Genomic DNA, 26,046 nt, shown 5'->3' with positions numbered 1-26,046 from the left:
GATTTATAATCTGTTTAATTCGTAACAAAACATTGTTCATAAGACCTCGGTATAAGCGAACAGTCGTCGTTTATCGGCTGGAGGTCGTCATGCTTGGGCTTTCCGTTCGCTACCGAATTTCGCCCTATCGGGATTGGGGGTTCTGGCCCTGGTGGTGACCGGCGCCATCATTGTGTGGTCGCTGACCTCCCTCGCCCGCGACGATGCCAAGCTGAAATCCTATTATACCGCCCGTCTGACGGCAGAGGCCCTGGAGATCGGCAACCTCCAGCTTCGGCGCAGCGAAAAGGACTTCCTGCTGCGGCGCGACCTGAAATATGTCGACAAGGTCCATGCGGGGGTCACCGAAACCCGGGCCATGGCCGACAAATTGCTCTCTTTGCCAGAGCTTGCCCCGGTCAGCGCCCTGTCCCGGCAGATTTCCGAGGGAATGAATGCATATGCCAAGGCTTTTGAATCCTTGGTCGACACAATGAAGGCGGCTGGGCTGGATGAAGCCAGCGGGCTTCAGGGCGAATTGCGCAATGCCGTCCATGCGGTCGAAAAGGTGGTGGCGGAATCCGGTGACCAGTCCCTGATGGTCCATATGCTGATGATGCGGCGCTATGAGAAGGACTACCTTCTGCGGGGCAAGCCCGAAATGATGTCCAAGGTCGATGCCGAGCATCAGGCCTTCACCCGGCGCCTGGAGGCCTCGCCCGTGGAGACAAGGGGAAAGGCCAATACGCAAAAGCTGATCGACGAATACCGCACCAAACTGGCCGCCCTGATCCAGGCGGACCAGGCCTCGCGCAAGGCACTGGGCGATCTCAGCGCCATCTATTCCGCGTTCACTCCCGCCTTCGACAAGGTTGACGATTTCATCACCGAGCAGACCAAGCTTGCCGAAGAGGAAAGCGATGCCACTCGACGTCATACCTTGCAGGTCGCCAGTCTGGTGGGCGGCCTGGCGACAATGCTGTTCATCCTGGCGTCCTTTGGGGTCAGCCGCTCCATCGTCGTCCCGGTCCGGGCCATGACCGATGTGATGGGCACCCTGTCCAAGGGCGACAGGACCGTGGATGTGCCGTTTACCGAAGGCCGTGACGAGATCGGCGAGATGGCCCGGTCAGTGGTGGTCTTCAAGAACAGCATGGCCGAAGCCGAACGGCTTGAGGCCCAGGCCCGCGCGGAACAGGAGCGCGAACTGGCCAGAGGGCGCAAGCGTGAACTGCTGACCGCCGATTTCGACGTCATGATCCGGCGGATCATCGCCAAGGTCGATGGGCAGGTGAGTCAGGTGAACACCACCTCCTCGGCCTTGCGCGCCGCCGCGGAGCAGACAAGCTCTCAAAGCTCCGCTGTTGTTTCGGCCGCCAACCAGTCGTCCAACAACATCCAGACGGTGGCCGCCGCCGCCGAGGAGCTGGGAACCTCCACCATGGAAATCAGCCGCCGGGTCCAAGACACGACCCGCATCACCCAGGAAGCGGTGATGGGCGTGCGGGACGCCGATGGGACGGTGGAGGGATTGTCTCAGGCGGCGCTGAAAATCGGCGAGATCGTCGATCTGATCAACGACATCGCGTCCCAGACCAATCTCCTGGCGCTCAACGCCACCATCGAAGCCGCCAGGGCAGGAGAAGCGGGTAAGGGCTTCGCCGTGGTGGCCAGCGAGGTCAAGCATCTCGCCAACCAGACCGCCAAGGCCACCAGCGAAATCGCCGAACAGATCAACGGTATCCAGGCCTCCACCCAGGGTGCCGTCGCAGCCATCAAGACCGTGGGAGGCGCCATCACCCGCGTCGATGAGGTGGTCGCCTCCATCGCCGCCGCCGTCGAGCAGCAGAACGCCGCCACCCAGGAAATCGTCCGCAACGTCAACGAGGCCTCCACCGGCAACCAGGAGATTACCCACAGCATCTCCGACGTGGCTTCGGCGGCCCGCAATACCGGGGAAATGGCCAGCGCCATGCTGAGCGTCGCCAAGATTCTGGAAGAATCCGGCGCCGATCTCGGGCGCCATGTGGGGGTCTTCCTGACAAGCGTCAAGGCGGCTTAGGCGCTCCTTAGAGCAGGGCCAGATCCCGCAGCAGGCCGAAGGACTGGTCGCGCGCGGCGATGGTGACGGCCCCCTCGCCCCCGATCCGGTCCAAGGGCCAGGAGATGGCCAGATCTGGATCGCGCCAGTGGATCCCGCCTTCCGCCTCGGGGGTGTAGCGGTATGACACCTTGTAAAAGACCTCGGTATCGGGCTCCAGGGTCATGAAGCCGTGGGCGAAGCCCTTGGGAACGAAGATGGAGGCGCTGTCCTCCGAGGACAGTTCGACGGTCACCGCCTGGCCGAAACTCGGCGAACCGGGACGGATATCGACCACGGCATCGAGGATTGCGCCGCGAACCACCCGCAGAAGCTTGTCCTGGGCATAGGGTTCGCGCTGAAAGTGCAGCCCCCGCACCACACCGGCAGGGCGGGAAAAGCTCTGATTATCCTGGACGAAGACAGCGGTGATCCCATGCTCGGCCAGGATATGGGCATTATAGGTCTCGGCGAAGAAACCCCTGTCGTCACCAAAGCGCTTTGGGGTCAGAACCTTGACCTCGGGGATGGCGAGAGAAATGACATTCATAGGCAGACCATGCGGGTTCGAAGGATAAGCAGCGAACCTAGCGGCATTCGGCCCGTCCCGACAAGGGCGAACACATCTCTTTCCTTTCCCCTCGCTTGTCATTAGAACCGGATCGGTATTGCTTGCGAAAGGCCGCTTCCGGGACTTAAGGACAGAGCGCATAGAATGAAGAAACGCCTCCTCGCCTTCATCGTGGCCTATAACGCGGAAAAGACCATTTCCGCGGTATTCTCCCGCATTCCGGCAAGCCTGACAGATCATTATGACGTCGAGGTCCTGGCCATCGACGACGCATCGCCCGATGACACCTTCCGGGTCGGCTACCAAAGCGCCATGCAAGAGACATGGCCGTTTCCCATCACCGTCTTGCGCAATCCGGTTAATCAGGGCTATGGCGGAAATCAGAAGATCGGCTTCTTCTATGCCATGGAGAACGGTTTCGACTATGTCGCCCTGATCCATGGCGACGGCCAGTACGCCCCCGAATGCCTGCCCGAACTGGTGGCGCCGCTGGCCGAAGGCCAGGCCGAGGCCGTCATGGGATCGCGCATGATGACCCATGGCGGCGCCCGCCAGGGCGGCATGCCGCTATACAAGTTCGTCGGCAACAAGATCCTGACCTTCTTCCAGAATACCGTTCTTGGCCTGGAACTGACGGAGTTCCATTCGGGCTATCGCCTCTATTCCGTCGCCGCCCTTCGGACGATTCCATTCCACCTCAACACCAACGACTTTCACTTCGACACCCAGATCATCATCCAGTTGCAGCGCGCCGGTCAGCGCATCCGGGAACTTCCCATTCCCACCTATTACGGAGACGAGATCTGCCACGTCAACGGCATGAAATACGCCTGGGACGTGGTCTGCGCCACCAGCCGCGCCAGGCTCAACGATTTCGGCCTGGTCTATGACCGGCTCTATGACTGCCGTCCCGCCGCCGGAGAAGTTCTGTACGAATCCAAGCTCGATTTCGACAGCCCCCACACCGTCGCCGCCTCGTTCATCAGGGACGGCGAAACGGTGCTGGAACTGGGCTGTGGCGAAGGCGACCTGGCGGCCCAACTGACTGGCAGGGGCTGCGACGTCACCGGGCTGGACCTTTCGGCGCCGAAACAGCCGGTGACCTTCAAGGAGTTCATCGCTCACGACCTCAACACCCCCCTTCCCCCCGGCCTACTGGCCAGTAAGCAGAAGGTGGTGATGCTCGACATCATCGAGCATCTGGCCTCGCCCGAAGCCTTTGTCGACCGGCTGCACGGCGATCCTGATTTCAGTCCCCAGACGGAACTTCTGGTCAGCACGGGAAATGTCGGCTTCCTGGTGGTGCGGCTGGGGCTGCTGTTCGGGCTGTTCAATTACGGCAAGCGGGGCATTCTCGACATGACCCACACCCGGCTCTACACCTTCGCCACCATCCGCCATCTGTTCGAGCAGTCGGGCTTTGAGGTCAAGGAGATCCGGGGGATCCCCGCGCCCTTCCCCCTGGCCCTGGGCCGCACGACGCTGGCCGACCTGCTGCTGACCCTGAACCGCTGGGCGATCCGGGTCTGGCCGGGATTGTTCGCCTATCAGATCTTTCTGCGGGCCCAAAAGCGCCCGACCCTGAAAGACCTGCTGGCCGCCACCCTCGACCGGCCCTAACCGCGTCTCTCATCTCTCCGGCAGGCAAAGGTCAAAGCGCCGAAATAGACGATGAACGGCAATATCGACATGCCATAGCGCTGGCCGCTGCCCACGGTCAGCACGCCCCAAATTCCCTTTTGCACCACAAGATAGAGCGCGAGCGCCCCCATCAGGACTAAAACCGGCTGGGGCGCGTTGATCCGTCCCTTCCAAAAAGCCACCAGAAAGCGCGCGAAGACGGCGAAGACCGCCAGCGGGATCAGAACCTCCACCGCCATGTAGACATATTCGATGACCGGCAGCCCCGACAGACCCAGTTCCGAAAAGGGCACGCCGCTGCTCTTCAGATCCAGCCCCCAGCCATGCATGTAGAAGTGCAGGTACCACCGGCTGGGATTGAAAAAGATCTGAGCCAGCGCGGGTATGAAGCCGACCAGGATTTTCATGGAGCTTTGCAGCATCAGGTCCAGCATCTGAAGCAATCCGCCGCTGCCCGGAGGGCCGACGACGGTCTTGTCCGCGCTGGAGGCAAAGAACATGACGACCGTATCGACCACCGAGGTATAGGTGAACCGGCCGATGACGAGGTAATTGCGGATCGCCCAGCCCGCCATGGCGCCAAAACTGCCCAAGGCGGCAGCCAGGACCGGCATGGCGGCAAACCGCCCCCGCGCCCCGGCGAAACGGAGATTCCAGACCCAGCCCGCTCCGGCCAGGAGCGCCAGCCAGAAGGGCAGGAAGACGAGGTCGGGCCGGGTCAGCGCGGCCGCGCCAAAGAACAGCGCGGCCCCCGCCACCGGAACCGATGGGGCGGCCCCCTCTTCCTGGGCTGTGGCAAGACACAGCGCGCCGGAAAACAGCAAGACGGCGAAGAGAAAGTCGCTATGGACCACGGCAACGTAATGGGTCCAGGGCAGGGTCAGGGACAGAGCGACCACGAAATAGGTGGCGCTGCTGTCTCCATGCCTGCGCATGATCCAGCGGCCAACCAGCAACAGCCAGGCATGGCAGATCACCAGTTGCAGCAGGCTCCAGACCGCCACCCGCTCGGGACCGTCAGAAAATCTCAGTAGCGACAGAAAGGCCGGATAGCCCGGCAGCCGGTAGCCGTCATCGCTGACGCTGCCATCCATGTGCAGGGAACCAAATTTTCCCGTGGCCGACAAAGTATCGGCCCGCGTCTGGTACTCGAAGCCGTCGCCCATGATGAAGGCGGCGGGATCATGCAGAACAAGGGACGCCATCAGCGCCAGTTTCAGCAAAAAGAGCAGAAAGACCGCCCTTGCATACCTGCTTATCCGCCCCGTGAGCATCCTGCCAAACCCCACCCGAAATGTCGGCAGACTATAGTCCGCCCTCCGGCGAAGGGGCAAGAAAGCGTGGCGCCGCCCGCTTGGACCAAGCTACGGGCCAAGGATAAGGGTCAGGCCGCGCTCTTGAGGGCGGACATCTTGTGATCCGCCGCGATGGGGGCGGGCATGACCGTAATCTCGCCCAGCTCGGCATCCATCCAGGCATCGCAGCTCGAAGCCGCAATCCAACGAGCCTCATCAGCACTCTCGGCGCTAACCTCGAGGACATCCCGCTTGGCCACATTCCGGGCGATGGAAACAAGAAACTTCGGCATCGCCGATCTCCTTTGCGACAGCATCCCGCTTGTGACCCTTTTGCCTGCTTTTGCGGCCCAAGTGGTTCCCGAAGATCACATCCCAACCATGCGAAAATGCTGCTCCGCACAATAGCCGTGCCGTGAATCACGGATCCGGCCCCTCGACCGTCAGGGCGGGTTCGCCCCATACACTCTGTCGGCTCCCTCTATCGGATGGGGCCAGCAAGCCTGGATTACATCCTAAGCTTCATTAAGAAATACAAATATTACCTGCGGCTTATACTTAGTCATATGCAGCCAGGGACTTTGGCATTGATTGCGTCATACATCTTTGATATGCCGATGGAAAGGTGTGATGGCTTATTAAGGCGAAACTAATCGCCTCAGAACACCAATAAATTTAGAGGGGTGGCGGACATGAAACTTCGGACTCAGATTGTCCTCACTTTCGCGGGCGCCGTTTTGCTCACCGCCATGTTCGGTCTGGTCACCATCTTGGTCATTGATGGGCAGATGCCGGAAATCCGGGACATGGACAACCGCGCCGACAGGATTCATGACCACGCCATTCCCATGCTGCGCAGCCTGGACTCCCTGAAACTGGACGTGGTCCAGGTGCAGCAGTTCCTCTCCGATGTTTCCGCCACGCGCGGGCTGGACGGCTTGGGCGACGGCTTCGAGAAAGCGGAGGAATATGCGGGCAAGTTTCAGACCGATCTGAATCTGGTCCGCAAGGAAGCCCTGGCGCTGAAACTCGGTTCCGTGGTCAATGCCCTGGAGAAAGTGGAAAAACAGTTTCCCCTCTATTACGCGCAGGGCCGGGTCATGGCCGAGGCCTATGTCAAGTCGGGCCCGGCAGGCGGCAATCCGATCATGGGTGATTTCGACAAGTCCTCAGAGGCCTTGCAGGACTCCATGCAGGAAATGCAGCGGGCCGGGGACGAGTTCATCGACACCGCCATGAATGGCCTCTCGGAAACCTCGGAATCATTGCTCAATCACAGCACGGCGCTTATTCGGCGTATCTGGATGTTGCTTGGCGCCACCATGGCGGGCGGCGTCGTGATCGCATTCTTGTTCTCCCGCCACATGACCCATGTCTTCAACAGCCTCAATTCCGACGTGCGCATTGTCCTGGCCAAGGATTACCGGGCCAAGTTGATCCTGACCGAGGACCGCAAGGACGAATTGGGTCCCATCGCCAAGGCTCTTCACGCATTCCTCACCTCCGCGCAGGAACTGGATGCGCTTCATATTGCGCAAAAGGAGAACCAGGAACGGGCCAGCGCCGAAAGCCGCGCCGCCTTGCTGGCCCTGGCCGGTAATTTCGAGGAATCGGTCGGTGAGGTTGTGCGGAGCGTGGTCTCCTCGGCCACCCAATTACAGGCCGCCGCCCAGCAAATGTCCGCCACCGCCCAATCCACCAGCCATCAGTCGATCCGCGTCGCGTCCTCCGCCCACGAAACCAGCATCAATGTGGGTACGGTCGCCACCGCCACCGAGGAGTTGACCGCCTCCATCGCGGAAATCGCCAGCCAGGTGGATTACTCCCAGACGGTCTCAAGTCAGGCCAAGGACCAGGCCGGAAGCACCATGGCTCTCATCCAAACGCTCTCGCGCAGCGTCGAGCGCATCGGCGAGGTGGTGAACCTGATCAACGACATCGCCAGCCAGACCAATCTTCTGGCGCTGAACGCCACCATCGAGGCCGCCAGGGCTGGCGAAGCGGGAAAAGGCTTCGCCGTCGTGGCCAATGAGGTCAAGACCCTGGCCAACCAGACCAGCCGCGCCACCGACGATATCCGCAGCCAGATCGATACCGTCCAGCGTGACACCGTGGCTGCCGTTGGCGCCATCGAAGAGATCGCCGGAACCATCAGCCAGCTTTATTCCGTCAGCGCCTCCATTTCCGCCGCCGTCACCCAGCAAAGCGCCGCCGGCAGCGAAATCGCCCGCAACGTGCATGAAGCCTCCTCGGCCACCGAGGAAGTCGCTCAGAGCATCGCTCTGGTGGAAACAGCGGCCAGCGATACCGGCGCGGCGGCGCAGCAGATCAGTTCATCGGCTTCCGAACTGTCGCGCCAGGGGGAATTCCTGTCGACCCAGGTGCAGTCCTTCCTGTCCACCGTCCGCGAACCGGAAAAGATGGTCGAGCGCAACCGGGTCCTGTTCGACGCGGTGATCGCCAATGCCGCAGAACTGTCGCGGCGCCTTGAGAATGCCGTGGAGACCGGAGCCATTACCATGGCCGATCTGTTCGACGAAAATTACATGCCCATTCCCGGCACCAACCCGCAGCAATTCAGTACCAAGTTCGTCGATCTGACCGATCGCCTGTTCCCCGAACTTCAGGAAAGCGCCCTGAAGATGAACGACCTTGTGGTCTTCAGCGCCGGAGTCGATCGCAACGGCTATTTGCCAACTCACAACAAGATCTACTCCCAGCCCCAGGGATCCGACCCGGCATGGAACGATGCCCATTGCCGCAACCGGCGCAAATTCGTTGATCCGACGGGTCTCGCGGCGGCCAAAAACACCAGCCCGCTGCTGATTCAGAACTACCGGCGCAATATGGGGGATGGAACGGTGCAGTTGATGGTCGACGCCTCAGCGCCCATCTTCGTCAAGGGACGCCACTGGGGCGGATTGCGCCTCGGCTTCCGCACCTGAATCTGAATCCTCACATTGCCCGGAGGGCCTATCCGGCGGCGATGCTCTTGTCCTTGCGGCGGCTGACCTGAAGCTGGCCGTCGCCTCCCTTGACATAGGTGGTCTTGCCCACGGCCAGATTGTCGAGGATGGTCACCAGGGCACGGGGGATGGCGGCAAAATCCTTGGACCCGCGCTCTCCCGTATTATAGGCGGTGATGGCCGCGCGAATCTGGTCTCGGGTCACAGGCTTGCCGTCATTGCCGATCATGGTGTCATCGCCTTCTTCAGTAATGTGGCGGAGGCCTGTCGTCCTGGGGGGAGGCGGGCAATCCGGCCTCGGCCTCGCCCAACCGGTCCCGCAAGCTACGGATTTCCATCACCAGCCTGTCGATGGTCCGGGCCTGTTCAGCCAGGACCTGGGATAATTCCTCCGCCATCACCTCGTGGTGGGACAACCGGGATTCAAGGGCGACAAGGCGCCGGTCGGCTTCGTCGGTCCAAAGATCGTCGGTCATTCCTGTCCACCTGTTCTCGGAACGCATCAGTCAGCACTGACGCCCCAGGCTATGACGCCGGGCGGGAATGGGCAACCCGGGAAAGAGGGCCCTAGACCGCTTGCAGCAACATCTCGCGGAACAATCGCACCAGACGCATGTCCAGCTTGTCGCGCAACAATTCCTCCATGACTTCCAACGCCTGCATCGGGGTCATGGCGGCCCTGTAGGACCGGCGTTCGGTCAGGGCGGCGAACACATCGACGATGGCCGCCATGCGGGCAAGGTCATTGATATCGCCATTCTTCAGCCCCTTGGGGTAACCGCTGCCATCCAGCCGCTCGTGATGCTGTTCCGCCACCATGACGACGGCACGCGGCGCGTCGCTGTGCTGGCGCAGATAGTCAGCCGTGCCCAGGACGTGCCCGTTATGGGCGACCGCCTTCTCCTCCGGGGTCAGCGCGTCCATCTTGGAACTGAGACCTTCGGGGTAATTGGTCTTACCGAAGTCATGAACGAACCCTGCCGAAGCAAGGGTCATCAGGGACTCGTCGTCCAGGCCGATCCGATGCCCGAACAGCGCCAGCAAGGTCGCGACCCGCAGAGAGTGCACATACCAGATGTCATTGTGGCTGCGCAGCCCCTCGAAAATATAGCCATGCCCGGACTGCCGCACGCTGTCGAGTACGGGGGCGCAGGCATCGGAGACCGTCTTGAATTGGATGGGCTTGCCCTTTCCCACCAGATCGCGGATACCGCTGAACACCGCCAGGGTCTGGCTCAGCGCGGCGCGCGGCCCCTTGGGCAGCTTATCCCATTCGCCCTCCACGGCCTTGTTGGCAAGATCGCAGATCCGGCGGATCAGGTCGTGGGAGGTGACGGGCAGCGCCAGCTCGGCATCGGGCACCCGGTCGGCGGCCGCCGCGCCGCCCGTTGCCGGCCTGGCATGGCCCACGCGGATAACGGGTGTGCGGCCGAATGTGGGATGCTTGCGCAGTCGCTCGATGGGCGGGGTCCGGCCACTGGCCGGTACGCCCGCGCCGATCAGAATGGCGGCGGGCTCCTTGGTCACCCGCGCCACGGCCGCATCCACATCGGGGAAATCCGTGACCCGGAACGAGCATGCGGCCAGCCGGGCCAGTTCATCGCGCATGCGCGGGTTTTGGTCGATGACGACAAGCATCTGCCCCGGAGAGAAATAGGCATCCGGCCCGGATGGATTTCCCTTGGATGAGTGACGCGTCACGACAGCCCCCCTGTTCATCGTGGCGAAGGAGGGAAATATAGGTGGCGGAATCTTGAACCGCTATACAAAAGTTTACAACCCGTTAACATGGGAGCCTCCCGTTCGGAGGGGGCGCCCGGAGCATTCCGCCCATTGCCCAATTCGCCTCCCAGGGCGTAACCTTCTCTCCCGCCCGCCCGACGGCGGGACTCAATTCAAAGGCAGCCCCACGCATTCAACTCCTGATTAAAAGATCAGGAAGCGGCTCCGGCGTGGATTGCTATTTTGGAGCCGGAACATGTCCTGGTTTAAGCGCGCGCTCCCCTCCGTCAAGCCCGGAGACCGGTTCGTCAAGATCGGAGATCAGCCCAATAAGGTCTGGGTGGTGTCTCGGGTCTGGGATACGGTCGACGGCATCGCCCATGTCCGGATGGAGAGTTTCTTCCATCAGGGCGAGACGCGGATCATCTCTGTCTCCGCCCTGACGGATCCCCGTTTCTTCCTGCCCGCGTCCCCTGTCGGCGATTCCGGCTGACGGCGGCGCTTTTTCGTTCCAAGTTGCACGATGGACGCCGCCCCCTTGAGGGTGTCTAACACGGTGGTCCCTTCTTCGTCCGCCCCCAGGAATACACCGCCATGTTGTCCCTTGAAGATTTGAGCGCCATTGACCGGATCATCGCCATTGATGCCGAAACCACGGGATTTCAGGTCCCGACCCCGGCCGAGATCAGGAAGATGCCCAAGGGGCTGCGCCTGCCGGGCATCGTCATCGAAATCGGCTGCCTCGAACTGGTTCGTTCGGAAGAGGGATGGAAAACCGGAAAAAGCTGGCAGCGCCGCATCCAACCGGGCGGCCCCGTCTCCAAGGCATCGGTCGAAGTCCATGGGATCAGCCCGGCGGAACTGAAGAACGCCCCCTCGTTCAGAGATATCCTGGACGAGTTCGAAGCCTTCATCGGCCAGGACGTGCTGTTGGCGCACAGCGCTGAAAACGAGATGGCGTTTCTGAATTTTGAATATGCGCGGGCCGGACGGTGCGGATTTGACGAGATGATTTTCAGCGTCGACGATTTCGTCTGCACCCAAGACCTGTCCCGGCAGTTTTTCCCCGGCGTTCCCGGCTCGCTGGACGTGCTGTGTGATCGTCTTTGGGTCGACCGGTCGGACCGGTTCGAACATCACGGAGCCCTGCTCGACGCGATTCTGACGGCCGAAGCCTTCATGAAGATGGCGGGCGGATTCGTCCAAGACGATACCCGCTATATGAGCTTTGGAGATGGGGACGCAAGCTGAAAAATGAACACGGCCGGCACTGACGAGCAGTGCCGGCCGTATCATCGGAAGGCTTAGAGGACCTTCAGATTGACCGCGGAGGTCTTGCCCTTACGGGGATCGCGCTCTTCTTCGAAGGAGACCTTCTGGCCGTCATTCAGCCCGGAGAGGCCGGCCCGCTCGACGGCAGAGATGTGCACGAACACGTCGGGACCGCCATTGTCCGGAGCGATAAAGCCGAAGCCCTTGGTGCTGTTGAACCATTTGACACTGCCATTCGGCATGAAGAATTCTCCGAAAATGAGATAGACAAGCCGCGACCCTCGCAACCTGTATCAGGTGCCGATCAACTTAGAATTTTGCTCGTGGCATGATCGACTTTTACAGTGTTTGTTTTTTAGCGCTCAAATGCAAGCACTGCTCGTGATTCGCACCAAATGAGTTATGCCGCCCTGGCCGTGCGTATCGGTGAAATGGCGACAAAAATGGCCGGGGAGCAGGCCCCCCGGCCATTGTACAGATCCCGATCGGGTTACGCCTGGGCCAGAAGCAGACGGTCGTTCTGGTTGGTGGGCTGGTTGGTGATGGCGGCGGAAACCAGACCGCTGCCCAGACCCATGCTGTCGGCCAGGGCCAAAGACGAGGTCAGGGGGTCCATGGCGAAGTTGGGAACCTCGCCCTGGGTGGGCTTCAAGGTGGTGCCGGAATACATGGCCTGGGTGGTGCCGCCGGACGTCACGGCGGGAAGGGTTCCGGCCTTGCCCACGGTCAGGTCGTAGTCGGTATTGCCCAGATAGCTCATGACCCGCACCGTATAGGTGCCGACGCCCAGCGTGCCGGTCAGCTTGCAGGCGGTGTTGTTGTAGGCGTTGCCATAGGCGGCGCCCACCAGACCCGTGCTGCTGTAGACATAAAGATTGGCCATGGCGGTCATGTTGGACAGTTGGATATCCACCGCCGTGGGCTGGCTGGAGATGGAGAAGGTCCAGGTGTCGTAAGCGTCGGTCGAGCCCACCCATTCGGTGGCCCGGGTCGGCGCATTGGCCTTGTCGAGAACGCCCAGATTGCGGAAGGTCTGCTCGTCCTTCTGACCGGTCTGGTCGTAAAGGCTGACCACACGGCCGGTGCTGGCGGTGCCCCAGGCCTTGCCGTCATAGGCCATGACCGAGAGGTTATCCGAGCTGGAACCATAGCCCGCGGTATAGTTCAGCGACGAGGCCATCTGGGCGGCGGTCACCGTGAACCAGGTATTGGCGCTTTGGGTGACACCGTTCAGGGTCACCTTGCTGCCGTTGGAGCCACCATACATCACCTTGTACTGGGTGATGGCATCGTTGTCGGTATCACTGGCGCTGACCATGGAGGCCAGGGAAACGGTCTTGCCCGAGGTCAGATTGGTGTAGGGATTGACCTCGGTGGTGGCGGTCATATTGGCGGTGGTCGCCGCCGTGCCGTTGGCGCGGAACACCATCACCGTGCTTTGATTGATGTAGGGCGCGTAGTCGGAGAGCTTGCGCTCCGTGACATAGACGTCAGTGGCGTCGCCGCCCTTCACCGAACTGCCCGAATTGTCCACCAGATAGGCGACGCCATTGGTCACCCGGTCGATGGTGAAGATATGGCCGTAATTGGCGTTCTTCCAGCCCAGTTCGACGATGTCGCCCGCCTGGATGGTGTTCATCCAGTTGGCGTTGACGCCGTTATAGCCGGAATAGGCCACGTTCCACTGGCCGTTGGTGCCCACAGACGGGCTGATCCAGCCGGAATTGATGCCCAAGGCCGCGCCCGAGGTGGCGGAGATGTCGCAGGCCAGATTCCAACAGCCCGACGCGTCCCAAACCTTGCCGATCATGGACTGGGCGGTCTTGGCGATCTCGGCGGCGGTGGCCAGACCCGGGGTCGTGTCCACGGTGCTGGCATGTGTCACCACTTCGACGTTGCGGCTGGTCAACACCTTACCAGCGGAGTCGTAGGCGTAGACGGCGAAATTGGCGACGCGGTCTTCCTGGGTCGAGGCCTTGAAGGTGAAGTCCGACAGGGTCAGGCCGTTGCCGGTGACATACTGATTGCCCACCTTGGTGAAGCTGACCGTATAGCCGCCCGCCGTGTAGGTGGCGCCGTTGGTGGCGATCATGGTGCCGTAGTTATAGGTCTCCTTGCCGCCGTAATTATCGCGGTCATAGACGGTGAGCGAGATATAGGACGGGGCGTTGGAGGCCGCCGCGTTCACCGAGAAGATGGAGCCCATATTGTACAGGCCGTTGGGCCGCGAGATGAAGGACTGCCGGGCGGCATTGATCATATAGGCGTTGGCGGCACTGCCAATCTGGGCGTTGTAGGTGCCGATGCCGGGATTGGCGGTAAAGCCCGCGGCTTCACCCGGCTCGCTGCTGCTCATGCTTTCCGACGAGACCGTGCTATCGGTCACGCTGACCGTCTTGGCGGAAACCAGTTCGTCGGCATAGGTGGAGCTGCCGAAGCTGAACGCCGAAGCGTCCATTTCCAAGCCTTGTTCCGAGGTCCAGCGGCGAGCAGTGGAGATCTTGGCCATAATATCCCTCTGTGTCTTCATCAGCTCCCCAGGGGAGCGTCCCGTTCCATCGATCATCACCCTATCCATTCCGGATAAAGGCGTCTGTGGACCAGATCACACTATTTACAGCCTTATCGGACCCGGATGCTATCGGGTGGAGACAGGATACCGCGCTGATTTTATTGACTAAATATCAGATGAATATTTGCCGCCCCACCTTGGGTTGATCACGGCTCGCGGAAGCTCTCATCCAGGGCGCGGAACAACGGATAAATGAAATAAGTGATAACGCGGCGCGTGCCGATCTTGATCTCGGCAGTGACCGCCATACCAGGGATCAGGCGGAAATCCGGGGGCACGTTGCGAAGCTCGCGGGTCAGCAATGCCAACCGGGCGCGATAGACCGAAGCCTGTTGGCCCATGGGGCCGCTCTTCTCGGCCTTGAGGACGTCGCCGCTGACCACGTCGACACGCCCCTCCAGGATCCCGTGACGCTGATAGGGCAGCGCCTCCAGCTTGATACGGGCGGAATCGCCGGTGCGCAGCAGGGCCACGTCCAGGGTGGGAATGTCCACCTCGGCCTCCAGCGGCGCATCCAGCGGAATCATGGTGATCAGGGGTTCCGCCTGGGAGGCCACTGATCCCACCGAGCGCGGCGCCACTTCAAGAATCACCGCATCCACCGGCGCGGTGAGCGTCACCAGACTGGACCGGCGGTCCTGCTTCTTCAGATCCTCGGAGACCTTGTCGCGCTCGCGGCGCACCGACTGGACTTCCTGGGTGGCCTTGGATTGGGTCTCGCTGAGATAGGCGATCCGCTTCTCGCGGGCGGCGGCCAGACGTTGAGACACCTGCTGCGCGGTATTGGCGGAATGGTTGATGTCGCGCTCGGCGGCGAAGACCCGGTTCTGGGCTTCCAGCAATTGCAGCTTGGACCCGGCGTCCTTTTCCACCAGACGGCGGCGCATATCCTCCACCTCGCGGGCGATCCGCAAGGCCTTCTCGGCGTCCTTCTGGTCGCGAAGATTGGTGTTGAGTTCGGCCGACAGGGCGCCGATCTCGCCGTCGATGGCGGCCAGATTGGCCTTGATCTCGGCCTGACGGCGACGCAGCAGATCGGCCTGCAATGCGTTCTCGCGGGCATCGGGGGAGAAGCTCTGCGGCATCTGACCCGATAATTCGGCCTCCAGGCGAAGCAATTGGGCATCCAGGCTGACCAGCGAATTGCGGCTGGTATTGGCGTCGGCTTCGGTGAAGGTGGCGTCCAGTGTGGCCAGCACCTCGCCTTGGCGCACCGGCTGGCCGACCTTGACCCGGATAGAGCGCACCACCCCGGTTTCCAGGGGCTGAACCACCATCTTGCCCGCGGTGGTGATCAGGCGGCCCTCGGCGGTGACCACCCGGTCCACCTCGGCCAGAGACGCCCACAGCACCGAAAAGACGATGGCGGCGATGATGGCGAACAGGCTCCATTCGGCGGCCCGCGGCGCCGGGCGCTCCTCCAGTTCGATCAGGTCGGGCTGGAAATCGAGAAGATCGCCGCTTAAGTGTTGATCAGGCGTCAGCAGTCGCGCCACGCCGCGCTGTAGCCGCTGGGCGGCGCCCAAAGCCACTTCACCCGCTTCGGCCATGGTGGTGGGCAAAGTGGTGGGCCGCGTCAGCCTCACCCGTCCCTGGGCCGTGGCGGTGAAGTCCCAGACCCCCTCCCCCTCCTCGCCCAGGCGGGCGCCGCTGTTTAAGCGCGCCAGGGCGATGCTGCCGCGGCTCAAGCTGACGCTGCCCTCGGCGATTACCCAGACACCCTGGCGGGGCTCGCCTTCGCGGAACAGGATCTGGCCGTCCTCGGCATCCATGCGCGGCGCTGTGGTCATGATGCGGGCTCCGCCATGAAGCGGGTCTGCTGCCGCCACAAGGTCTGATACATCTCGCAGCGGGTCAGCAGTTCGGCATGGCTGCCCGCATCCACCACACGGCCCTGATCAAAGACCAGGATCACATCCGAGCGGGTCAGGCTGGACAGCCGGTGCGAAACGATCACCATGGTGCGGCCCTCGGCGATACGGTCCAGGTTTTCCTGAACGATGGCTTCGCTTTCCGGGTCGAGCGCGCTGGTGGCCTCATCGAAGATCATGATGCGCGGCTGGGGCAGCAAAGCGCGGGCGATGGACAGCCGCTGCTTCTGGCCGCCCGACAGATTTGCGCCGTTCTCCTCCAGCATGGTGTCGTAGCCCTGGGGCAGGCGCTTGATGAACTCGTCGGCTCCGGCCAGCCTGGCGGCCTCGACGATATGCTCGAAGGGCGCGCCGGGCTTGGACACGGCGATGTTCTCGCGTACCGAGCCCCGAAACAGGAAGCTTTCCTGCACCACCACGCCGATGGAGCGGCGCAGATGGGCCAGGTCCAACTCGCGGATATCAAAGCCGTCGAAGCGGATCATGCCCGCCTGGGGCAGATACAGCCCCTGCAGCAGCCGGGTGAAGGTGGTCTTGCCCGAGCCGGAGCGTCCCACCACGCCCACCATGGAGCCCTTGCGGATCTCCACCTCCACATGGGCCAGGGCCGGGGTGGCGGCGCCGGGATAGTGGTAGGTCACATCCTCGAAGCGGATATCGCCGGTCAATTGGGGATGCAAGGAGGCGGTGCCGCCCGAACGCTCCGTCTTGCGGTTCATCACCTCGCCCAGCATGCGGATGGACAGCGAGGTCTGCTGGAACTGGTTGACCACCTGGACCAGTTGCACCAGCGGCCCGCTGACCCGGCCCGCCATCATCTGGATGGCCACCACTTCGCCCACGCTCAGCTTGCCGTCGAACACGAACAGGGCGCCGAAGAACACCACCGCCACCGAGGACAGCTTGTCCAGCCCCGCCACCACCGCATTGGTGCCCACCGAGATACGGCCCACGGCGAAGTGGCGCGTGATGGCCTGGGCGGTGCGGTCGTTCCATTGCTTGCGGCGGTCGGGCTCGATGGCCAGGGCCTTCACGGTGCGCATGCCGTGGATGGTCTCCACCAGCATGGCCTGACGCGACCCTTCCGCCTGATAAAGCATTTCCAGGTTGCGGCGGAAGATGGGCATCACCAGGAAGATGATGGCCGCCACCAGCCCCGACAGGGTCAGTACGATCAGCGCCATGGGCACGCTGTAGAACAGCAGAATGGGGATGAACAGCAGCAGGGCGGTGGAATCCAGCGCGGTCATGAACAGCTTGCCGGTCATGAATTCGCGGATGCTTTCGGTCTGTTGCATGTGCTTGACCAGCACGCCAGCCGAGCTTTGCTCGAAGAAGTGCATGGGCAGGCGCATCAGATGGTCGAAGGTCCGGGCCGCCAGCCGCGCATCGATCTTGTTGGTGGCCCACAGCAGCATGTAATTGCGCAAGAAACCCAGAGCGGCTTCGAATCCGATGGCCACCAAGACGCCCACGGTCAGAACGTAAAGGGTCGACAGGCTGTGATGGACCAGCACCTTGTCGATGACGATCTGAAAGAAGAAGGGCGTGGTCAGCCCGATCAGATGCAGGAAGATGGCGGCCAAGGCCACATGGCCGAAGGTCCGCGATTGCTTCAAGATCTCGGGCACGAACCAGGCAAGGCCGAAAGGCTGGTCGGGATCGGACAGGGAATGGCGGCGCTTCAAGAGCAGCACATGGCCGTCCCAGGCCTCGGCCAGCTTGTCACGGGTGAGAAAGATAAAGCCCGGCCGGTCGGCCAGCGGATCGATCACCGCCAGTTCCAGCACGCCGTTCTCCTCGCGCATGCCGGAAAAGATGACGCCATTGCCGTTCTTCAACAGCCCCAGGACGGGAAAGGCCTGACCCAGCTTGGCCAGATCCCCCCATGACAGCGACGAGACCTTCGCCTTCAGACCATTGGCATTGGCCATGGAGACCAGTTGGGCGTGGGAGACGCTGGTGCCGTCCAGGACGTATTCGTGCACCAGGCTTTCGGTGGTGACCTCGATGCCGTGATGGCGGGCCAGCAGGGAGAAGCACTCCACCACGGTCATGGGCTGGGCGAGGCCTTCGGTCATGGGAAATCTCAGCCGAAATTGGGCGAACGCGGCGCCACCGGGGCCGCCGTCACCACCACCGGAGCCTCGGCCAGCCCCTTGGCATGTTCCAGCAGGGTCTCATAGGCGTCGAGAAATCCACGAACCGGCATCACCACCCGGCAAACGGGAATGGTCTTGCCCTGCACATCGGGATCGGCCTTGGCCAGGGACATGCGGACGATTCCGTTGGATATGGCGATGCCGTCCAGCACATCGGCGAAGTTCTCTTCGATCATCTCGGCCGCATCTCCCGGCATAGGCCATTCCTTCTGAACGGCATAAGGCCGTGAATGGTGAACCAGCCACGCGGCCCGGTCAATCTCCGTGCCTTGCCCAGCCAAATCGCAGCAAGAAACCCACCCCGCCGGACCGGGCGCGATCCGGGGACTGGAATTTTGCGCATCAATTCAAAGCGGAAAATTTGGCGCAACCGGTAGGATTCGAACCTACGACCTCTGCCTTCGGAGGGGTTGTAACGCCAACTATGTCATTGTAATTGTTAAATAATTTCATGGTCGGTTGTTCGTGTGTATCGCTTGTGTATTGATACGCGTTTAATGCCAAATTATACCCCTGTTTTAGACGCACTACCAGCGAACAATCCGACGATTAGATAGCGTCATCACCAGATTCTTTCCACTTGACCCGATTAGAACAAATGGTGAACATTAGCCCATTGAATTTGAGAGGAGGAACCAATGGCTGTTCGTGTGCTGTTTGCCGTGGATTATAACCATAAGCCCTTCTGTATGGTTCGGGCGGGTGACTTCCGTTCAGCGGTCAAAAACGCTTCTGGCTTCCTGGCGATGCCGTTGAATGGGCAGGCTGGCTATCGTGACCCGACTCCCGATGAAGTTGCCAAATTGACTGCGAGGCGTCCTACCGATGGGGAACGATACGCCTTCGCCGTGATGCAGACCCAATTTGGTGCTGGTGGAGAAGTTGAACTGGCGGCAGTCCCGTTGGGTCGCTGAACCCGTCTAAATCACCAGCCCATCATCACCTGCAAAATCCAGCAGGTCGTCCAGTTGAAGTCTATGCCATCCATGAAAGCCTGGGTCGATGGGAAGGTCTTCGGGAATATGGGGATGCTGAAGGGCAATGAAGTAGCCCCCTTCTTGGGATGGCGAACCATATGCCCGCCAACCCTGCGTATGGATGATGCTGGCAATGAAGCCCGCCCAGCCAGCATAGCCAATCGCCTTGCCATTGATGGCATCCTTGAAGGTGATGGTGCCGTCGTATGCGGTATGGATTGAAATTTGGCGGCTCATTGGAACTCCTCCTCCCACCTTCACCCAATTATTCAAAAGGGGAAGGTGGGAATCGTGGGAAACATCAGGACGCCTTCTTGGGGCGACCAGCCTTCCGCTTGGATTTGGCATCAGCCAGAACCTTGTCCAACTCGCCAGCACCAACGGCGGTGGCGATGATGGTCAGCACCTTCTCCACCCCATCAAGGTCTCCAGCTTCAATGGCAGTCTGCTTGCCGTTGATGGCGATGGGCTGACCACCAAACAGAACCTCGATCAGGAACACGCCCTGCGGATTCGTGAACCACCATTTGCGGGGCTTCCGCTGCACCGTGTTGGTGATGACATTGCCATCGGTATCAACGGTCTTGACCGTCTTGGTGATGCTGTGGGCGGTGCCAGTGCGTTCCGAATTCAACAGGGTGCGTTGAACGGCAATGCTGGCAAGAACGGCACTCCGAGCCTTCTCGGTGGGATTGGCACGAAAAGCAGGAGTGGGACGCTTATCGGTGCTGAACTTCAATTCGGAAAGGGACATGGTCATCTCCAGTAATATTGCCCTGAAGCGACCAGTAACGCGATCAAAAATATCAGTCCAGCTCTATTCGACATATCAAACATAAATACTGTTGAACCATTTTACGGAGGCATACAGATGAGATATCACGAATTTATGACGATTACAGAAAACCAATCCGCCAACACCCTATCTGGTAATTTAACCAAGCAGGCAGATGCCAAAGCTGATCAAGCAAAACGTATGAAACAGCAGGCTGCATTGGCAAAGAAGCGGGAGCAGATCAATGGGCAACGGACCAAGATGATCAAGACCCAGAGCGACCTTGCCGTCCTCATGTCCAAATCGGACAAGGGATGAATTTGCCCTCGATGGTGGGGAAAGCCATTTTCAAGCCCATACGGGGCTTCTCTGGAAGGAATGCCCAATCCCACCAGCCAGATCGAACGAGCCATTGGTCGGCTTCCCTGGTGGGTTTCTGCCTCATGTCCATGCTAACCATCTGGTATTGCAGATATTTTTGCAGGTGATTGCCCCTTGGTGCCCCGAAAAATCCCAGACGAAACTACTATCTAGAGGAGTTTCGTTAGGGATTTTTGATTACTGGACACCACTGGGAAGATTCCCGGGAATCTTGCTGGAATCCGATCAGTCCTTGATCCAAGAGGTCATCCGCTTCAATTCGGGATGACGGTCAAATATCTCGGGACGGTCCCGTTGCACCGTTTCCCTGATAACGGCGAACACCTCGTTCTGGAGATCCCACAAGATGCTGGCAGATTCCCATTCTTCCGCCGATGCCAATCCCTCACGGGCTTCATCCTGAAATTCTTGGATGTCCTGCTCCAGATTGAAAGCTAAATGGGTCAACGCGTCAAGTGATGGTGGTCGATTCTTGGACTTTCTTGATGATACGTAGGATTGACCTTTCCCCAGTAGGTTCCCCATATCGGCTTCTGATTTAATTTTGCCAGCAGCCTTCAATCTGTTTGTAACATTGTTAAAAGTAATATTCGTCATAGCACTCCTCCTTCTCAAATAGGTTTGTGATCTATTTATCAAGGAAGTGATAATACCGGTTTATGTTTGTCGACCAAACCCTCGACAAAAGTTGCGACTCTCAACTCTGCCGGTGGCACGATCGCCATCCCTAAAACAGCCATCTCTTATGAATGTATTATTCAGTCACAAATAATAAAATCTCTATCATTGAGTGCTTACCCCGATGCTATACCATGTCGGAATGAGCCATGATTCATCAGCGAAGCACTGCGCCCTTCGATTCGCCCAGGAATTGGAGCGGTCTCCCGCAATACTCCAGCTTCGATGCCAGCGGCTATCACGGCATCACCCATTGGACCCTTCACCTCGTCTGGCAAGGTGATCGCCGCCATCCAGTTCCCATCTGGGGCACGGTACTTGGGCAATCTGACCTCGGTGCGTTGATCCGTGGCAAAAACCTGGACACCATGAAGAATGATGGAGACGCCATCGAGCAACACCTCGACGTCAGCCAATGCCAGAAGGTTTCCGCTACCTCGCATCGGGGCAAGGTTCAGGACGGTGATCTGGACCGTGGTGGTCGATGGTTGGTCCCCGATTGAATGACTCATTGAGAGTCCATCCTCTTTTGGTAGAATACCGACTCGTCAGTCGGTCAAGCTTTGTGGCACATAATTCGGGGGATTTGTGGGTATGGGGGACAAAGCAATGGACGCTAAACATACTCACTTGAATATGATTCAGGGGGTGGTAAATCGTCTTTCAAATAATTCGTTTTTATTAAAAGGCTGGTCCGTCATACTTGTCTCTGGTCTTGTCGCCCTTGGGGCGAAAGAGTCAAAGCCTGTTTTTATATATATTGCGTATTTTCCAACGCTTATTTTTTGGATGCTCGATGGATATTTTCTCTGGCAAGAGCGACTTTTTAGATCTCTTTACGACAGGGTGCGGGTTCTAAACCCTGACGATATTGATTATTCAATGAACACACTTGTTGTTCACAACAGCACTCCACCATGGATAAGTGCGGTTTTCTCGAGAACGCTGTTGGCATTCCATGGTGCCGTTCTTATCACGATCGTTGTAGCGATGTTGGCTCTGATCAAATCATAGGAGTGATTAAAAATGGCACGGCATACCTTTTTTAGTTTTCACTTCGAGCGTGATGTGTGGCGGGCAGGGCAGGTTCGGAATAGCTGGGTCACGCAAGATAGAGCCGCCGCAGGATTTTGGGATTCGGCGGCATGGGAAGAGGTCAAGAGAAAAGGTGAGGCAGCCATCAAGACATGGATCGATGACCAACTGAAAGGCACATCGGTCACCGTCGTACTAATTGGTTCTGAGACTTCGACTCGAGAATATGTTGGGTACGAAATCACTCAAAGCCATAAGAAAGGGAATGGCTTGCTGGGAATCTACATTCACAATCTGAAGGATTCCAGCAGCAAGACCGACACAAAAGGGGCAAATCCCTTCAGCAATTGGACGTTCAAAGATGCCCAGGGCAATGTGGTGACCTATCCCACCTATGACTGGGTCAACGATGACGGCTACAACAAGATGGGTAACTGGATTGAAGCTGCCGCAAAGAAGGCGGGGCGGTAAAATCCGGACCTGCAGCCATTACGCTTTCCCGAACACCTGGGACATAAGCGATTGAGCCAACTGTTCCGCCGCTACCACCGCCTTATCGTTCAAGGTGGCAATGCCTTCAACCTCTGCCACTCGTTCGGCAAACTCGTGCTGGAGGGGAAGTGGGGGAAGCAGAGTCGGTATCCACACAGCTTCCCCCTTCCCACCGCTGCCGCCTTGCGCTATAACCCTCGCCTCTCGTTAACCCGAGACCCGCGCAGCCGTAGCTCAGCTGGATAGAGCGCTGCCCTCCGAAAGTAAAAGCCACAGACATCGTCAGGAACAAGCCAAGCATAAGCCTGGCTTAGCCCCAGTGTGTTCCGAACTAACCGCATTTTAGTCTCAAATTATGCCAGCGGCACGATCCAGGCACACCCACATGGACTTTTCCTTCACTTCCTGATCGCGGCGTCCAAGAATCACTCATCGACAACCTCAACGATGGTGATGACGATGGCGACGATCAGGAAACTCCGGGGTAGGTGGCAGGCGATGGTGCGGCGGAAGGGCACCGCGCCGAGGTCCAAATCCTTCGACAAGAAGACCGATGCCGAGAAGTGGGCGCGTGATCTGGAAGCCGAGGTTGATCGGTGCGGGTTCCTTCCCGACACCAAGCTCGCCGAGGATACAACTCTCGCCGAGATCATGACCCGGTATCGCGAAGAGGTGACGCCCAGGAAGCGCGGTGCCAAGATCGAGGTGTTCCGGATCAATGCCATGCTGCGTCATGACATCATGCATCGGACCTTGGCGCTTCTTTCCAGTTCTGACATTGCCGCCTATCGTGATGAGCGTCTCCAGTCCGTTGGTCCGGCGGCGGTGGTCAGGGAGATCGCCACCATCAGCCAAGCCATCGACACCGCCATGAAGGACTGGAACATCTATCTGGTTCGCAATCCCGCCAAGCTTGTTCGTCGCCCTAGCCTTCCCCGTGGCCGTGACCGCCGTCTTGAAGGTGATGAGGAGCGGCGCATTCTTGCTGCCTGCGACCGGGGCCGCATCCGGTGGCTCAAGCCCATGGTAGTGCTGGCAGTGGAAACCAGCATGCGCCGTGGAGAGATGTTATCGCTCCGGTGGTCCGACATTGATCTTGATCGTCGGGTTGCCCACCTGTCCATGACCAAGAATGGATCGAGCCGCGACGTGCCGCTGTCTACCAGGGCGGTGGAGACGCTAACCGGGTTGATGCAACAACCTGATCGTGATCCAGAGAAGGTCTTCATGGTGTCCGAGAACGCCGTCCGTCTTGCATGGGATCGCCTGCGGACCCGCATCGGTCTGGACAACATCAACTTCCATGATCTGCGTCATGAAGGCGTGTCTCGTTTGTTCGAGAAGGGGCTGGATGTGATGGAGGTGTCTGCCATCAGCGGTCACAAGACCCTGACCATGTTGAAACGGTACACCCATCTGCGGGCCGAGGACTTGGCACTGCGGTTGGGTTGATGCATCAACCTGTCTGGATTAGAACCTCGTCGATCTTGGTGAACCCGCTGCCGATGCCCAGCTGTGACGCATGGACCGTCGCCGAGCCATAACCATCGATCTTGGTCAGCCGCACCATGGTTCCAGATTTCGGGACGTCGATGATGCTGTCCACCGACCAAACCGTCCGGCTCCGACCATCGCTCTGATAAAGATCGCCGAGGGCAACAGCTTTCATGACCCGCTCCCTTCCCTTGGGGCCGCTTCATTGCACACTGATGGCGGTGTGATCAAGTGACGTATTGAAACTAAAGTCATAGGGCCGGACTGGGCAACGCCGCCTATCGCTCACGCTCGTGCTGCTATAGCTGGGGCAGATCGAAGTCCTAGAAAATCCAGCACCTGCTGGCCCGGATGGCGGCTGATCCGCGACCATCTTCAGTACATCCTTGTAGAGCGGCTTGACTCTGGGTCGGAATCGAGTCATCAAATGCACGTGCATTATAAACGGAGATCGCATGGCACGCCGACCACATCAAAGCGGACTTACCATTGACGCCGTGCGCGCCAGACAGCTTCGCCTGATGGCGGAACGTGAAGGTGTCACGGTGTCAGAATGGCTGGACCAGATCATCGTTCGGGAGTGGTCTGATACCGGCTGTTTTGGTCTTCCTGGTTTCAAGGTCATACGCGCCATAGGGCCGGACAATGAAACGCCAGTCGTAATGGTCAGCATCGACCGACCTGACAACCAGGCTGTTCGGCTCCAGTTAGCCATGCAAGACGCCGACACACTATCCATCGCGATGGGGCAGGGCTGCGCAGGGGACGCAAGAACCATCACGGGTGATGACATCACCTACCGACGCAAAGGAAACGGCTTCGTCCTGAGCCTGATCACCAGCATCGAAACCATCAAACACCCATTTCATCCGTCAGTGGCGCGTGATCTTGCGCGTCAGATCGCTGATACCATCACGCCGAAGAAGGTTTGACCATGTTTGACGATCCAATCCCTCTGACCGAAAGCCATTCGATCATCTCGCCGTCCAAGCCACTGACGAAGAAGCCATCGACCTACGTTCTACCTGAACCAAAAGCCGCAGACCTTTCAAAGCGCCCAACAGACATGATCCTCGACGGCATGCGTCGTATAGCGAATGACATGGACTGTAACCGCCATGATCGTGCAGTATTCGATTGTCTCCGCGGTAAGTATTTTGCACTGGCAATGGAGCTAAATTTACGCCGAGAGATCGCGCCAATCTATCGTCCACGGATGAAGGTCGTCCACTCGAAGTCTCCGGAATGGTCAGAAATAGATGGGCATTTCGCGATTGATCTTCAGGTGCTTGATCTGGATTGGCTTGGAAACCAGAACTTTTCCTCGGATCGCTGCTCTAAAAACGTGCAGCCGATCTTTGCTGACGGATTCGACTTAGAGAAGGCGGCCGACTTCGCAACTGCGGAATGGGGATTCGATAAGAAGATCACCGCACTCGGCCTGGAGCTAGATGAAGTTTGGGACCTTGCCATGCTGCGCCCTGCCAAGGTGCGTTCAGCACTGGTCGAGTGGCGAAAGGAAGCCAAGCGTTTCGGGCAATGGCTGGGTAGGCATCGCACACCTCAGATCCAGAATCAGGCGGCCGAGTGGGAACAGCTTTGGTTGGCTCGCAAGGTCGCCGCCATGCGCTATACCGGATTGACCGTTGCTGACGACATCAAGGTCAGTCCGACCGATATCGCCAGAGAGTTCATGAAAATGACGGGGCAGCGGCTTGATCCTGACACAGTTTCCAGGCGTATTGTTCGTCTCCTGAAAGCCAAGAAGGACATGCCGCGGAAAGCCTGAATGCCGCATGGCAAACCGCTGGGTTGACCGCACGATGACCCGCACGGCAAACCGCACGGTACTATTGATCAAAGCATTGAAATTTCAGGCTTATTACGCCGCAGCTGTCGCCGTAGTATATTGTAGTATCTGTAGTGCATTGTAGGGTAATCCCCCCGTTTTTAACGGGGTTGGAACATAGAACTCACGCGGCCAATTTCAGTTTCTGGGCGGGTGTGATGCCGCCGATGGCCATATTGGGTCTGTCGTTGTTGTAGGTCCATAGCCAATCCGTGGCGTGATCTTGCACCTCCT

At 59.4% G+C, this 26,046-nt stretch carries 28 protein-coding genes; 13 read left to right on the top strand and 15 right to left on the bottom strand.

All coding sequences use genetic code 11. The features are described 5' to 3' along the window. Positions 1–133 precede the first annotated feature (133 nt). Complete coding sequence (locus CCC_RS00295; protein WP_041039093.1) at positions 134–2,041, top strand: methyl-accepting chemotaxis protein; 1,908 nt, start codon at positions 134–136, stop codon at positions 2,039–2,041. A gap of 7 nt (positions 2,042–2,048) precedes the next feature. Here the strand turns inward: CCC_RS00295 and rfbC are convergent, their stop codons facing one another. Continuing rightward, positions 2,049–2,609, bottom strand: coding sequence for a dTDP-4-dehydrorhamnose 3,5-epimerase (gene rfbC / locus CCC_RS00290; protein WP_009867545.1), 561 nt, complete (start codon positions 2,607–2,609; stop codon positions 2,049–2,051). A gap of 165 nt (positions 2,610–2,774) precedes the next feature. Between rfbC and CCC_RS21465 the strand changes: the two genes are divergently transcribed. Beyond that, positions 2,775–4,250: a bifunctional glycosyltransferase/class I SAM-dependent methyltransferase gene (locus tag CCC_RS21465; RefSeq protein ID WP_009867546.1), complete on the top strand. Its 1,476-nt coding sequence runs from the start codon at positions 2,775–2,777 to the stop codon at positions 4,248–4,250. On the opposite strand, the gene CCC_RS00280 is transcribed toward CCC_RS21465, so the two are convergent. Together CCC_RS00280 and CCC_RS00275 are read right to left on the bottom strand one after the other, a co-directional pair. Then, positions 4,247–5,476, bottom strand: a complete 1,230-nt coding sequence (locus CCC_RS00280; RefSeq protein WP_152619646.1) for a hypothetical protein — start codon at positions 5,474–5,476, stop codon at positions 4,247–4,249. The two genes, CCC_RS21465 and CCC_RS00280, sit on opposite strands and share 4 nt — an antisense overlap. 179 nt (positions 5,477–5,655) lie before the next feature. Continuing rightward, entirely contained in the window at positions 5,656–5,859 is a 204-nt protein-coding gene (locus CCC_RS00275) for a hypothetical protein (RefSeq protein ID WP_041039090.1), read from the bottom strand. A 399-nt stretch (positions 5,860–6,258) separates the two neighbouring features. On the opposite strand from CCC_RS00275, the gene CCC_RS00270 reads away from it, so the two are divergent. Beyond that, on the top strand, positions 6,259–8,511 hold the full coding sequence (locus CCC_RS00270) for a methyl-accepting chemotaxis protein (protein ID WP_052472837.1): 2,253 nt from the start codon (positions 6,259–6,261) through the stop codon (positions 8,509–8,511). Between the two features lie 28 nt (positions 8,512–8,539). On the opposite strand, the gene CCC_RS00265 is transcribed toward CCC_RS00270, so the two are convergent. The 3 genes from CCC_RS00265 to CCC_RS20920 form a co-directional block, all read right to left on the bottom strand. Further along, positions 8,540–8,761 (bottom strand): hypothetical protein, encoded by a 222-nt coding sequence (locus CCC_RS00265; RefSeq protein ID WP_009867348.1) that lies wholly within the window; start codon positions 8,759–8,761, stop codon positions 8,540–8,542. Positions 8,762–8,777: 16 nt separating this feature from the next. Further along, positions 8,778–9,008 carry a SlyX family protein gene (locus CCC_RS00260; protein WP_009867349.1) on the bottom strand — a complete coding sequence of 77 codons (231 nt, stop codon included), beginning with the start codon at positions 9,006–9,008 and terminating at the stop codon, positions 8,778–8,780. A 91-nt stretch (positions 9,009–9,099) separates the two neighbouring features. Beyond that, entirely contained in the window at positions 9,100–10,233 is a 1,134-nt protein-coding gene (locus CCC_RS20920) for an HD-GYP domain-containing protein (protein WP_160295484.1), read from the bottom strand. Between the two features lie 277 nt (positions 10,234–10,510). On the opposite strand from CCC_RS20920, the gene CCC_RS00250 reads away from it, so the two are divergent. Both CCC_RS00250 and CCC_RS00245 read left to right on the top strand, forming a co-directional pair. Then, positions 10,511–10,747: a hypothetical protein gene (locus CCC_RS00250; RefSeq protein WP_041039088.1), complete on the top strand. Its 237-nt coding sequence runs from the start codon at positions 10,511–10,513 to the stop codon at positions 10,745–10,747. A gap of 101 nt (positions 10,748–10,848) precedes the next feature. Next, a complete protein-coding gene (locus tag CCC_RS00245) occupies positions 10,849–11,505 on the top strand; it encodes an exonuclease domain-containing protein (RefSeq protein WP_009866986.1) in 657 nt (218 codons plus the stop codon). A gap of 53 nt (positions 11,506–11,558) precedes the next feature. Here the strand turns inward: CCC_RS00245 and CCC_RS00240 are convergent, their stop codons facing one another. The 5 genes from CCC_RS00240 to CCC_RS00220 all read right to left on the bottom strand — a co-directional run bounded on the left by CCC_RS00240 (position 11,559) and on the right by CCC_RS00220 (position 18,328). Beyond that, on the bottom strand, positions 11,559–11,768 hold the full coding sequence (locus CCC_RS00240; protein WP_008618036.1) for a cold-shock protein: 210 nt from the start codon (positions 11,766–11,768) through the stop codon (positions 11,559–11,561). A gap of 248 nt (positions 11,769–12,016) precedes the next feature. Continuing rightward, positions 12,017–14,035, bottom strand: a complete 2,019-nt coding sequence (locus CCC_RS00235; RefSeq protein WP_041039081.1) for a hypothetical protein — start codon at positions 14,033–14,035, stop codon at positions 12,017–12,019. 209 nt (positions 14,036–14,244) lie between these two features. Then, positions 14,245–15,888 (bottom strand): HlyD family type I secretion periplasmic adaptor subunit, encoded by a 1,644-nt coding sequence (locus CCC_RS00230; RefSeq protein WP_009867404.1) that lies wholly within the window; start codon positions 15,886–15,888, stop codon positions 14,245–14,247. Next, the gene (locus CCC_RS00225; protein WP_009867403.1) at positions 15,885–18,050 is read right to left on the bottom strand and encodes a peptidase domain-containing ABC transporter; all 2,166 of its coding nucleotides are present in this window, start codon (positions 18,048–18,050) and stop codon (positions 15,885–15,887) included. The genes CCC_RS00230 and CCC_RS00225 overlap by 4 nt, the downstream gene beginning before the upstream one ends. An 8-nt stretch (positions 18,051–18,058) precedes the next feature. Continuing rightward, on the bottom strand, positions 18,059–18,328 hold the full coding sequence (locus CCC_RS00220; protein ID WP_009867402.1) for a hypothetical protein: 270 nt from the start codon (positions 18,326–18,328) through the stop codon (positions 18,059–18,061). Between the two features lie 441 nt (positions 18,329–18,769). On the opposite strand from CCC_RS00220, the gene CCC_RS00215 reads away from it, so the two are divergent. Next, positions 18,770–19,045: a hypothetical protein gene (locus CCC_RS00215; protein WP_041039077.1), complete on the top strand. Its 276-nt coding sequence runs from the start codon at positions 18,770–18,772 to the stop codon at positions 19,043–19,045. Positions 19,046–19,051: 6 nt separating this feature from the next. Here CCC_RS00215 and CCC_RS00210 read toward each other — a convergent pair whose 3' ends face one another. Both CCC_RS00210 and CCC_RS20915 read right to left on the bottom strand, forming a co-directional pair. Next, positions 19,052–19,345, bottom strand: a complete 294-nt coding sequence (locus CCC_RS00210) for a hypothetical protein (protein WP_041039075.1) — start codon at positions 19,343–19,345, stop codon at positions 19,052–19,054. Positions 19,346–19,409: 64 nt separating this feature from the next. Further along, entirely contained in the window at positions 19,410–19,862 is a 453-nt protein-coding gene (locus CCC_RS20915) for a DUF6641 family protein (protein ID WP_152619645.1), read from the bottom strand. A gap of 117 nt (positions 19,863–19,979) precedes the next feature. Here CCC_RS20915 and CCC_RS00200 point away from each other — a divergent pair, with 117 nt between their 5' ends. After that, entirely contained in the window at positions 19,980–20,201 is a 222-nt protein-coding gene (locus CCC_RS00200; protein WP_041039073.1) for a hypothetical protein, read from the top strand. A 288-nt stretch (positions 20,202–20,489) separates the two neighbouring features. On the opposite strand, the gene CCC_RS21925 is transcribed toward CCC_RS00200, so the two are convergent. Next, the gene (locus CCC_RS21925) at positions 20,490–20,861 is read right to left on the bottom strand and encodes a DUF6626 family protein (RefSeq protein WP_152619644.1); all 372 of its coding nucleotides are present in this window, start codon (positions 20,859–20,861) and stop codon (positions 20,490–20,492) included. Between the two features lie 230 nt (positions 20,862–21,091). Between CCC_RS21925 and CCC_RS22335 the strand changes: the two genes are divergently transcribed. The 4 genes from CCC_RS22335 to CCC_RS00180 all read left to right on the top strand — a co-directional run bounded on the left by CCC_RS22335 (position 21,092) and on the right by CCC_RS00180 (position 23,921). Beyond that, positions 21,092–21,445 (top strand): hypothetical protein, encoded by a 354-nt coding sequence (locus tag CCC_RS22335; protein ID WP_160295483.1) that lies wholly within the window; start codon positions 21,092–21,094, stop codon positions 21,443–21,445. A gap of 91 nt (positions 21,446–21,536) precedes the next feature. Beyond that, the gene (locus tag CCC_RS21460; RefSeq protein ID WP_201773267.1) at positions 21,537–21,956 is read left to right on the top strand and encodes a hypothetical protein; all 420 of its coding nucleotides are present in this window, start codon (positions 21,537–21,539) and stop codon (positions 21,954–21,956) included. 12 nt (positions 21,957–21,968) lie between these two features. Continuing rightward, the gene (locus CCC_RS00185; protein WP_041039069.1) at positions 21,969–22,448 is read left to right on the top strand and encodes a TIR domain-containing protein; all 480 of its coding nucleotides are present in this window, start codon (positions 21,969–21,971) and stop codon (positions 22,446–22,448) included. 519 nt (positions 22,449–22,967) lie between these two features. After that, a complete protein-coding gene (locus CCC_RS00180; protein ID WP_009866158.1) occupies positions 22,968–23,921 on the top strand; it encodes a site-specific integrase in 954 nt (317 codons plus the stop codon). Positions 23,922–23,925: 4 nt separating this feature from the next. Here CCC_RS00180 and CCC_RS00175 read toward each other — a convergent pair whose 3' ends face one another. After that, complete coding sequence (locus CCC_RS00175; RefSeq protein WP_041039067.1) at positions 23,926–24,138, bottom strand: hypothetical protein; 213 nt, start codon at positions 24,136–24,138, stop codon at positions 23,926–23,928. A gap of 280 nt (positions 24,139–24,418) precedes the next feature. Between CCC_RS00175 and CCC_RS21920 the strand changes: the two genes are divergently transcribed. Next, a complete protein-coding gene (locus CCC_RS21920; RefSeq protein ID WP_152619643.1) occupies positions 24,419–24,895 on the top strand; it encodes a hypothetical protein in 477 nt (158 codons plus the stop codon). A 2-nt stretch (positions 24,896–24,897) separates the two neighbouring features. Then, positions 24,898–25,752, top strand: coding sequence for a hypothetical protein (locus CCC_RS00165; RefSeq protein ID WP_041039063.1), 855 nt, complete (start codon positions 24,898–24,900; stop codon positions 25,750–25,752). Positions 25,753–26,046: the final 294 nt, after the last annotated feature.

It is taken from the genome of Paramagnetospirillum magnetotacticum MS-1 (assembly GCF_000829825.1).
Classification (GTDB): domain Bacteria; phylum Pseudomonadota; class Alphaproteobacteria; order Rhodospirillales; family Magnetospirillaceae; genus Phaeospirillum; species Phaeospirillum magnetotacticum.
Note: the sequence above shows the minus strand (reverse complement) of the source record. Positions and strands in the feature narration are given on the sequence as shown.

Excerpts from the sequence above, each read along its gene's own strand:
- rfbC (WP_009867545.1), bottom strand. The coding sequence starts at position 2,609 with ATGAATGTCATTTCTCTCGCCATCCCCGAGGTCAAGGTTCTGACCCCA.
- CCC_RS21465 (WP_009867546.1), top strand. The coding sequence starts at position 2,775 with ATGAAGAAACGCCTCCTCGCCTTCATCGTGGCCTATAACGCGGAAAAG.
- CCC_RS00280 (WP_152619646.1), bottom strand. The coding sequence starts at position 5,476 with ATGGCGTCCCTTGTTCTGCATGATCCCGCCGCCTTCATCATGGGCGAC.
- CCC_RS00275 (WP_041039090.1), bottom strand. The coding sequence starts at position 5,859 with ATGCCGAAGTTTCTTGTTTCCATCGCCCGGAATGTGGCCAAGCGGGAT.
- CCC_RS00270 (WP_052472837.1), top strand. The coding sequence starts at position 6,259 with ATGAAACTTCGGACTCAGATTGTCCTCACTTTCGCGGGCGCCGTTTTG.
- CCC_RS00265 (WP_009867348.1), bottom strand. The coding sequence starts at position 8,761 with ATGATCGGCAATGACGGCAAGCCTGTGACCCGAGACCAGATTCGCGCG.
- CCC_RS00260 (WP_009867349.1), bottom strand. The coding sequence starts at position 9,008 with ATGACCGACGATCTTTGGACCGACGAAGCCGACCGGCGCCTTGTCGCC.
- CCC_RS00250 (WP_041039088.1), top strand. The coding sequence starts at position 10,511 with ATGTCCTGGTTTAAGCGCGCGCTCCCCTCCGTCAAGCCCGGAGACCGG.
- CCC_RS00245 (WP_009866986.1), top strand. The coding sequence starts at position 10,849 with ATGTTGTCCCTTGAAGATTTGAGCGCCATTGACCGGATCATCGCCATT.
- CCC_RS00240 (WP_008618036.1), bottom strand. The coding sequence starts at position 11,768 with ATGCCGAATGGCAGTGTCAAATGGTTCAACAGCACCAAGGGCTTCGGC.
- CCC_RS00235 (WP_041039081.1), bottom strand. The coding sequence starts at position 14,035 with ATGGCCAAGATCTCCACTGCTCGCCGCTGGACCTCGGAACAAGGCTTG.
- CCC_RS00230 (WP_009867404.1), bottom strand. The coding sequence starts at position 15,888 with ATGACCACAGCGCCGCGCATGGATGCCGAGGACGGCCAGATCCTGTTC.
- CCC_RS00225 (WP_009867403.1), bottom strand. The coding sequence starts at position 18,050 with ATGACCGAAGGCCTCGCCCAGCCCATGACCGTGGTGGAGTGCTTCTCC.
- CCC_RS00220 (WP_009867402.1), bottom strand. The coding sequence starts at position 18,328 with ATGCCGGGAGATGCGGCCGAGATGATCGAAGAGAACTTCGCCGATGTG.
- CCC_RS00215 (WP_041039077.1), top strand. The coding sequence starts at position 18,770 with ATGGCTGTTCGTGTGCTGTTTGCCGTGGATTATAACCATAAGCCCTTC.
- CCC_RS00210 (WP_041039075.1), bottom strand. The coding sequence starts at position 19,345 with ATGAGCCGCCAAATTTCAATCCATACCGCATACGACGGCACCATCACC.
- CCC_RS20915 (WP_152619645.1), bottom strand. The coding sequence starts at position 19,862 with ATGTCCCTTTCCGAATTGAAGTTCAGCACCGATAAGCGTCCCACTCCT.
- CCC_RS00200 (WP_041039073.1), top strand. The coding sequence starts at position 19,980 with ATGAGATATCACGAATTTATGACGATTACAGAAAACCAATCCGCCAAC.
- CCC_RS21925 (WP_152619644.1), bottom strand. The coding sequence starts at position 20,861 with ATGACGAATATTACTTTTAACAATGTTACAAACAGATTGAAGGCTGCT.
- CCC_RS22335 (WP_160295483.1), top strand. The coding sequence starts at position 21,092 with ATGATTCATCAGCGAAGCACTGCGCCCTTCGATTCGCCCAGGAATTGG.
- CCC_RS21460 (WP_201773267.1), top strand. The coding sequence starts at position 21,537 with ATGGGGGACAAAGCAATGGACGCTAAACATACTCACTTGAATATGATT.
- CCC_RS00185 (WP_041039069.1), top strand. The coding sequence starts at position 21,969 with ATGGCACGGCATACCTTTTTTAGTTTTCACTTCGAGCGTGATGTGTGG.
- CCC_RS00180 (WP_009866158.1), top strand. The coding sequence starts at position 22,968 with ATGGTGCGGCGGAAGGGCACCGCGCCGAGGTCCAAATCCTTCGACAAG.
- CCC_RS00175 (WP_041039067.1), bottom strand. The coding sequence starts at position 24,138 with ATGAAAGCTGTTGCCCTCGGCGATCTTTATCAGAGCGATGGTCGGAGC.
- CCC_RS21920 (WP_152619643.1), top strand. The coding sequence starts at position 24,419 with ATGGCACGCCGACCACATCAAAGCGGACTTACCATTGACGCCGTGCGC.
- CCC_RS00165 (WP_041039063.1), top strand. The coding sequence starts at position 24,898 with ATGTTTGACGATCCAATCCCTCTGACCGAAAGCCATTCGATCATCTCG.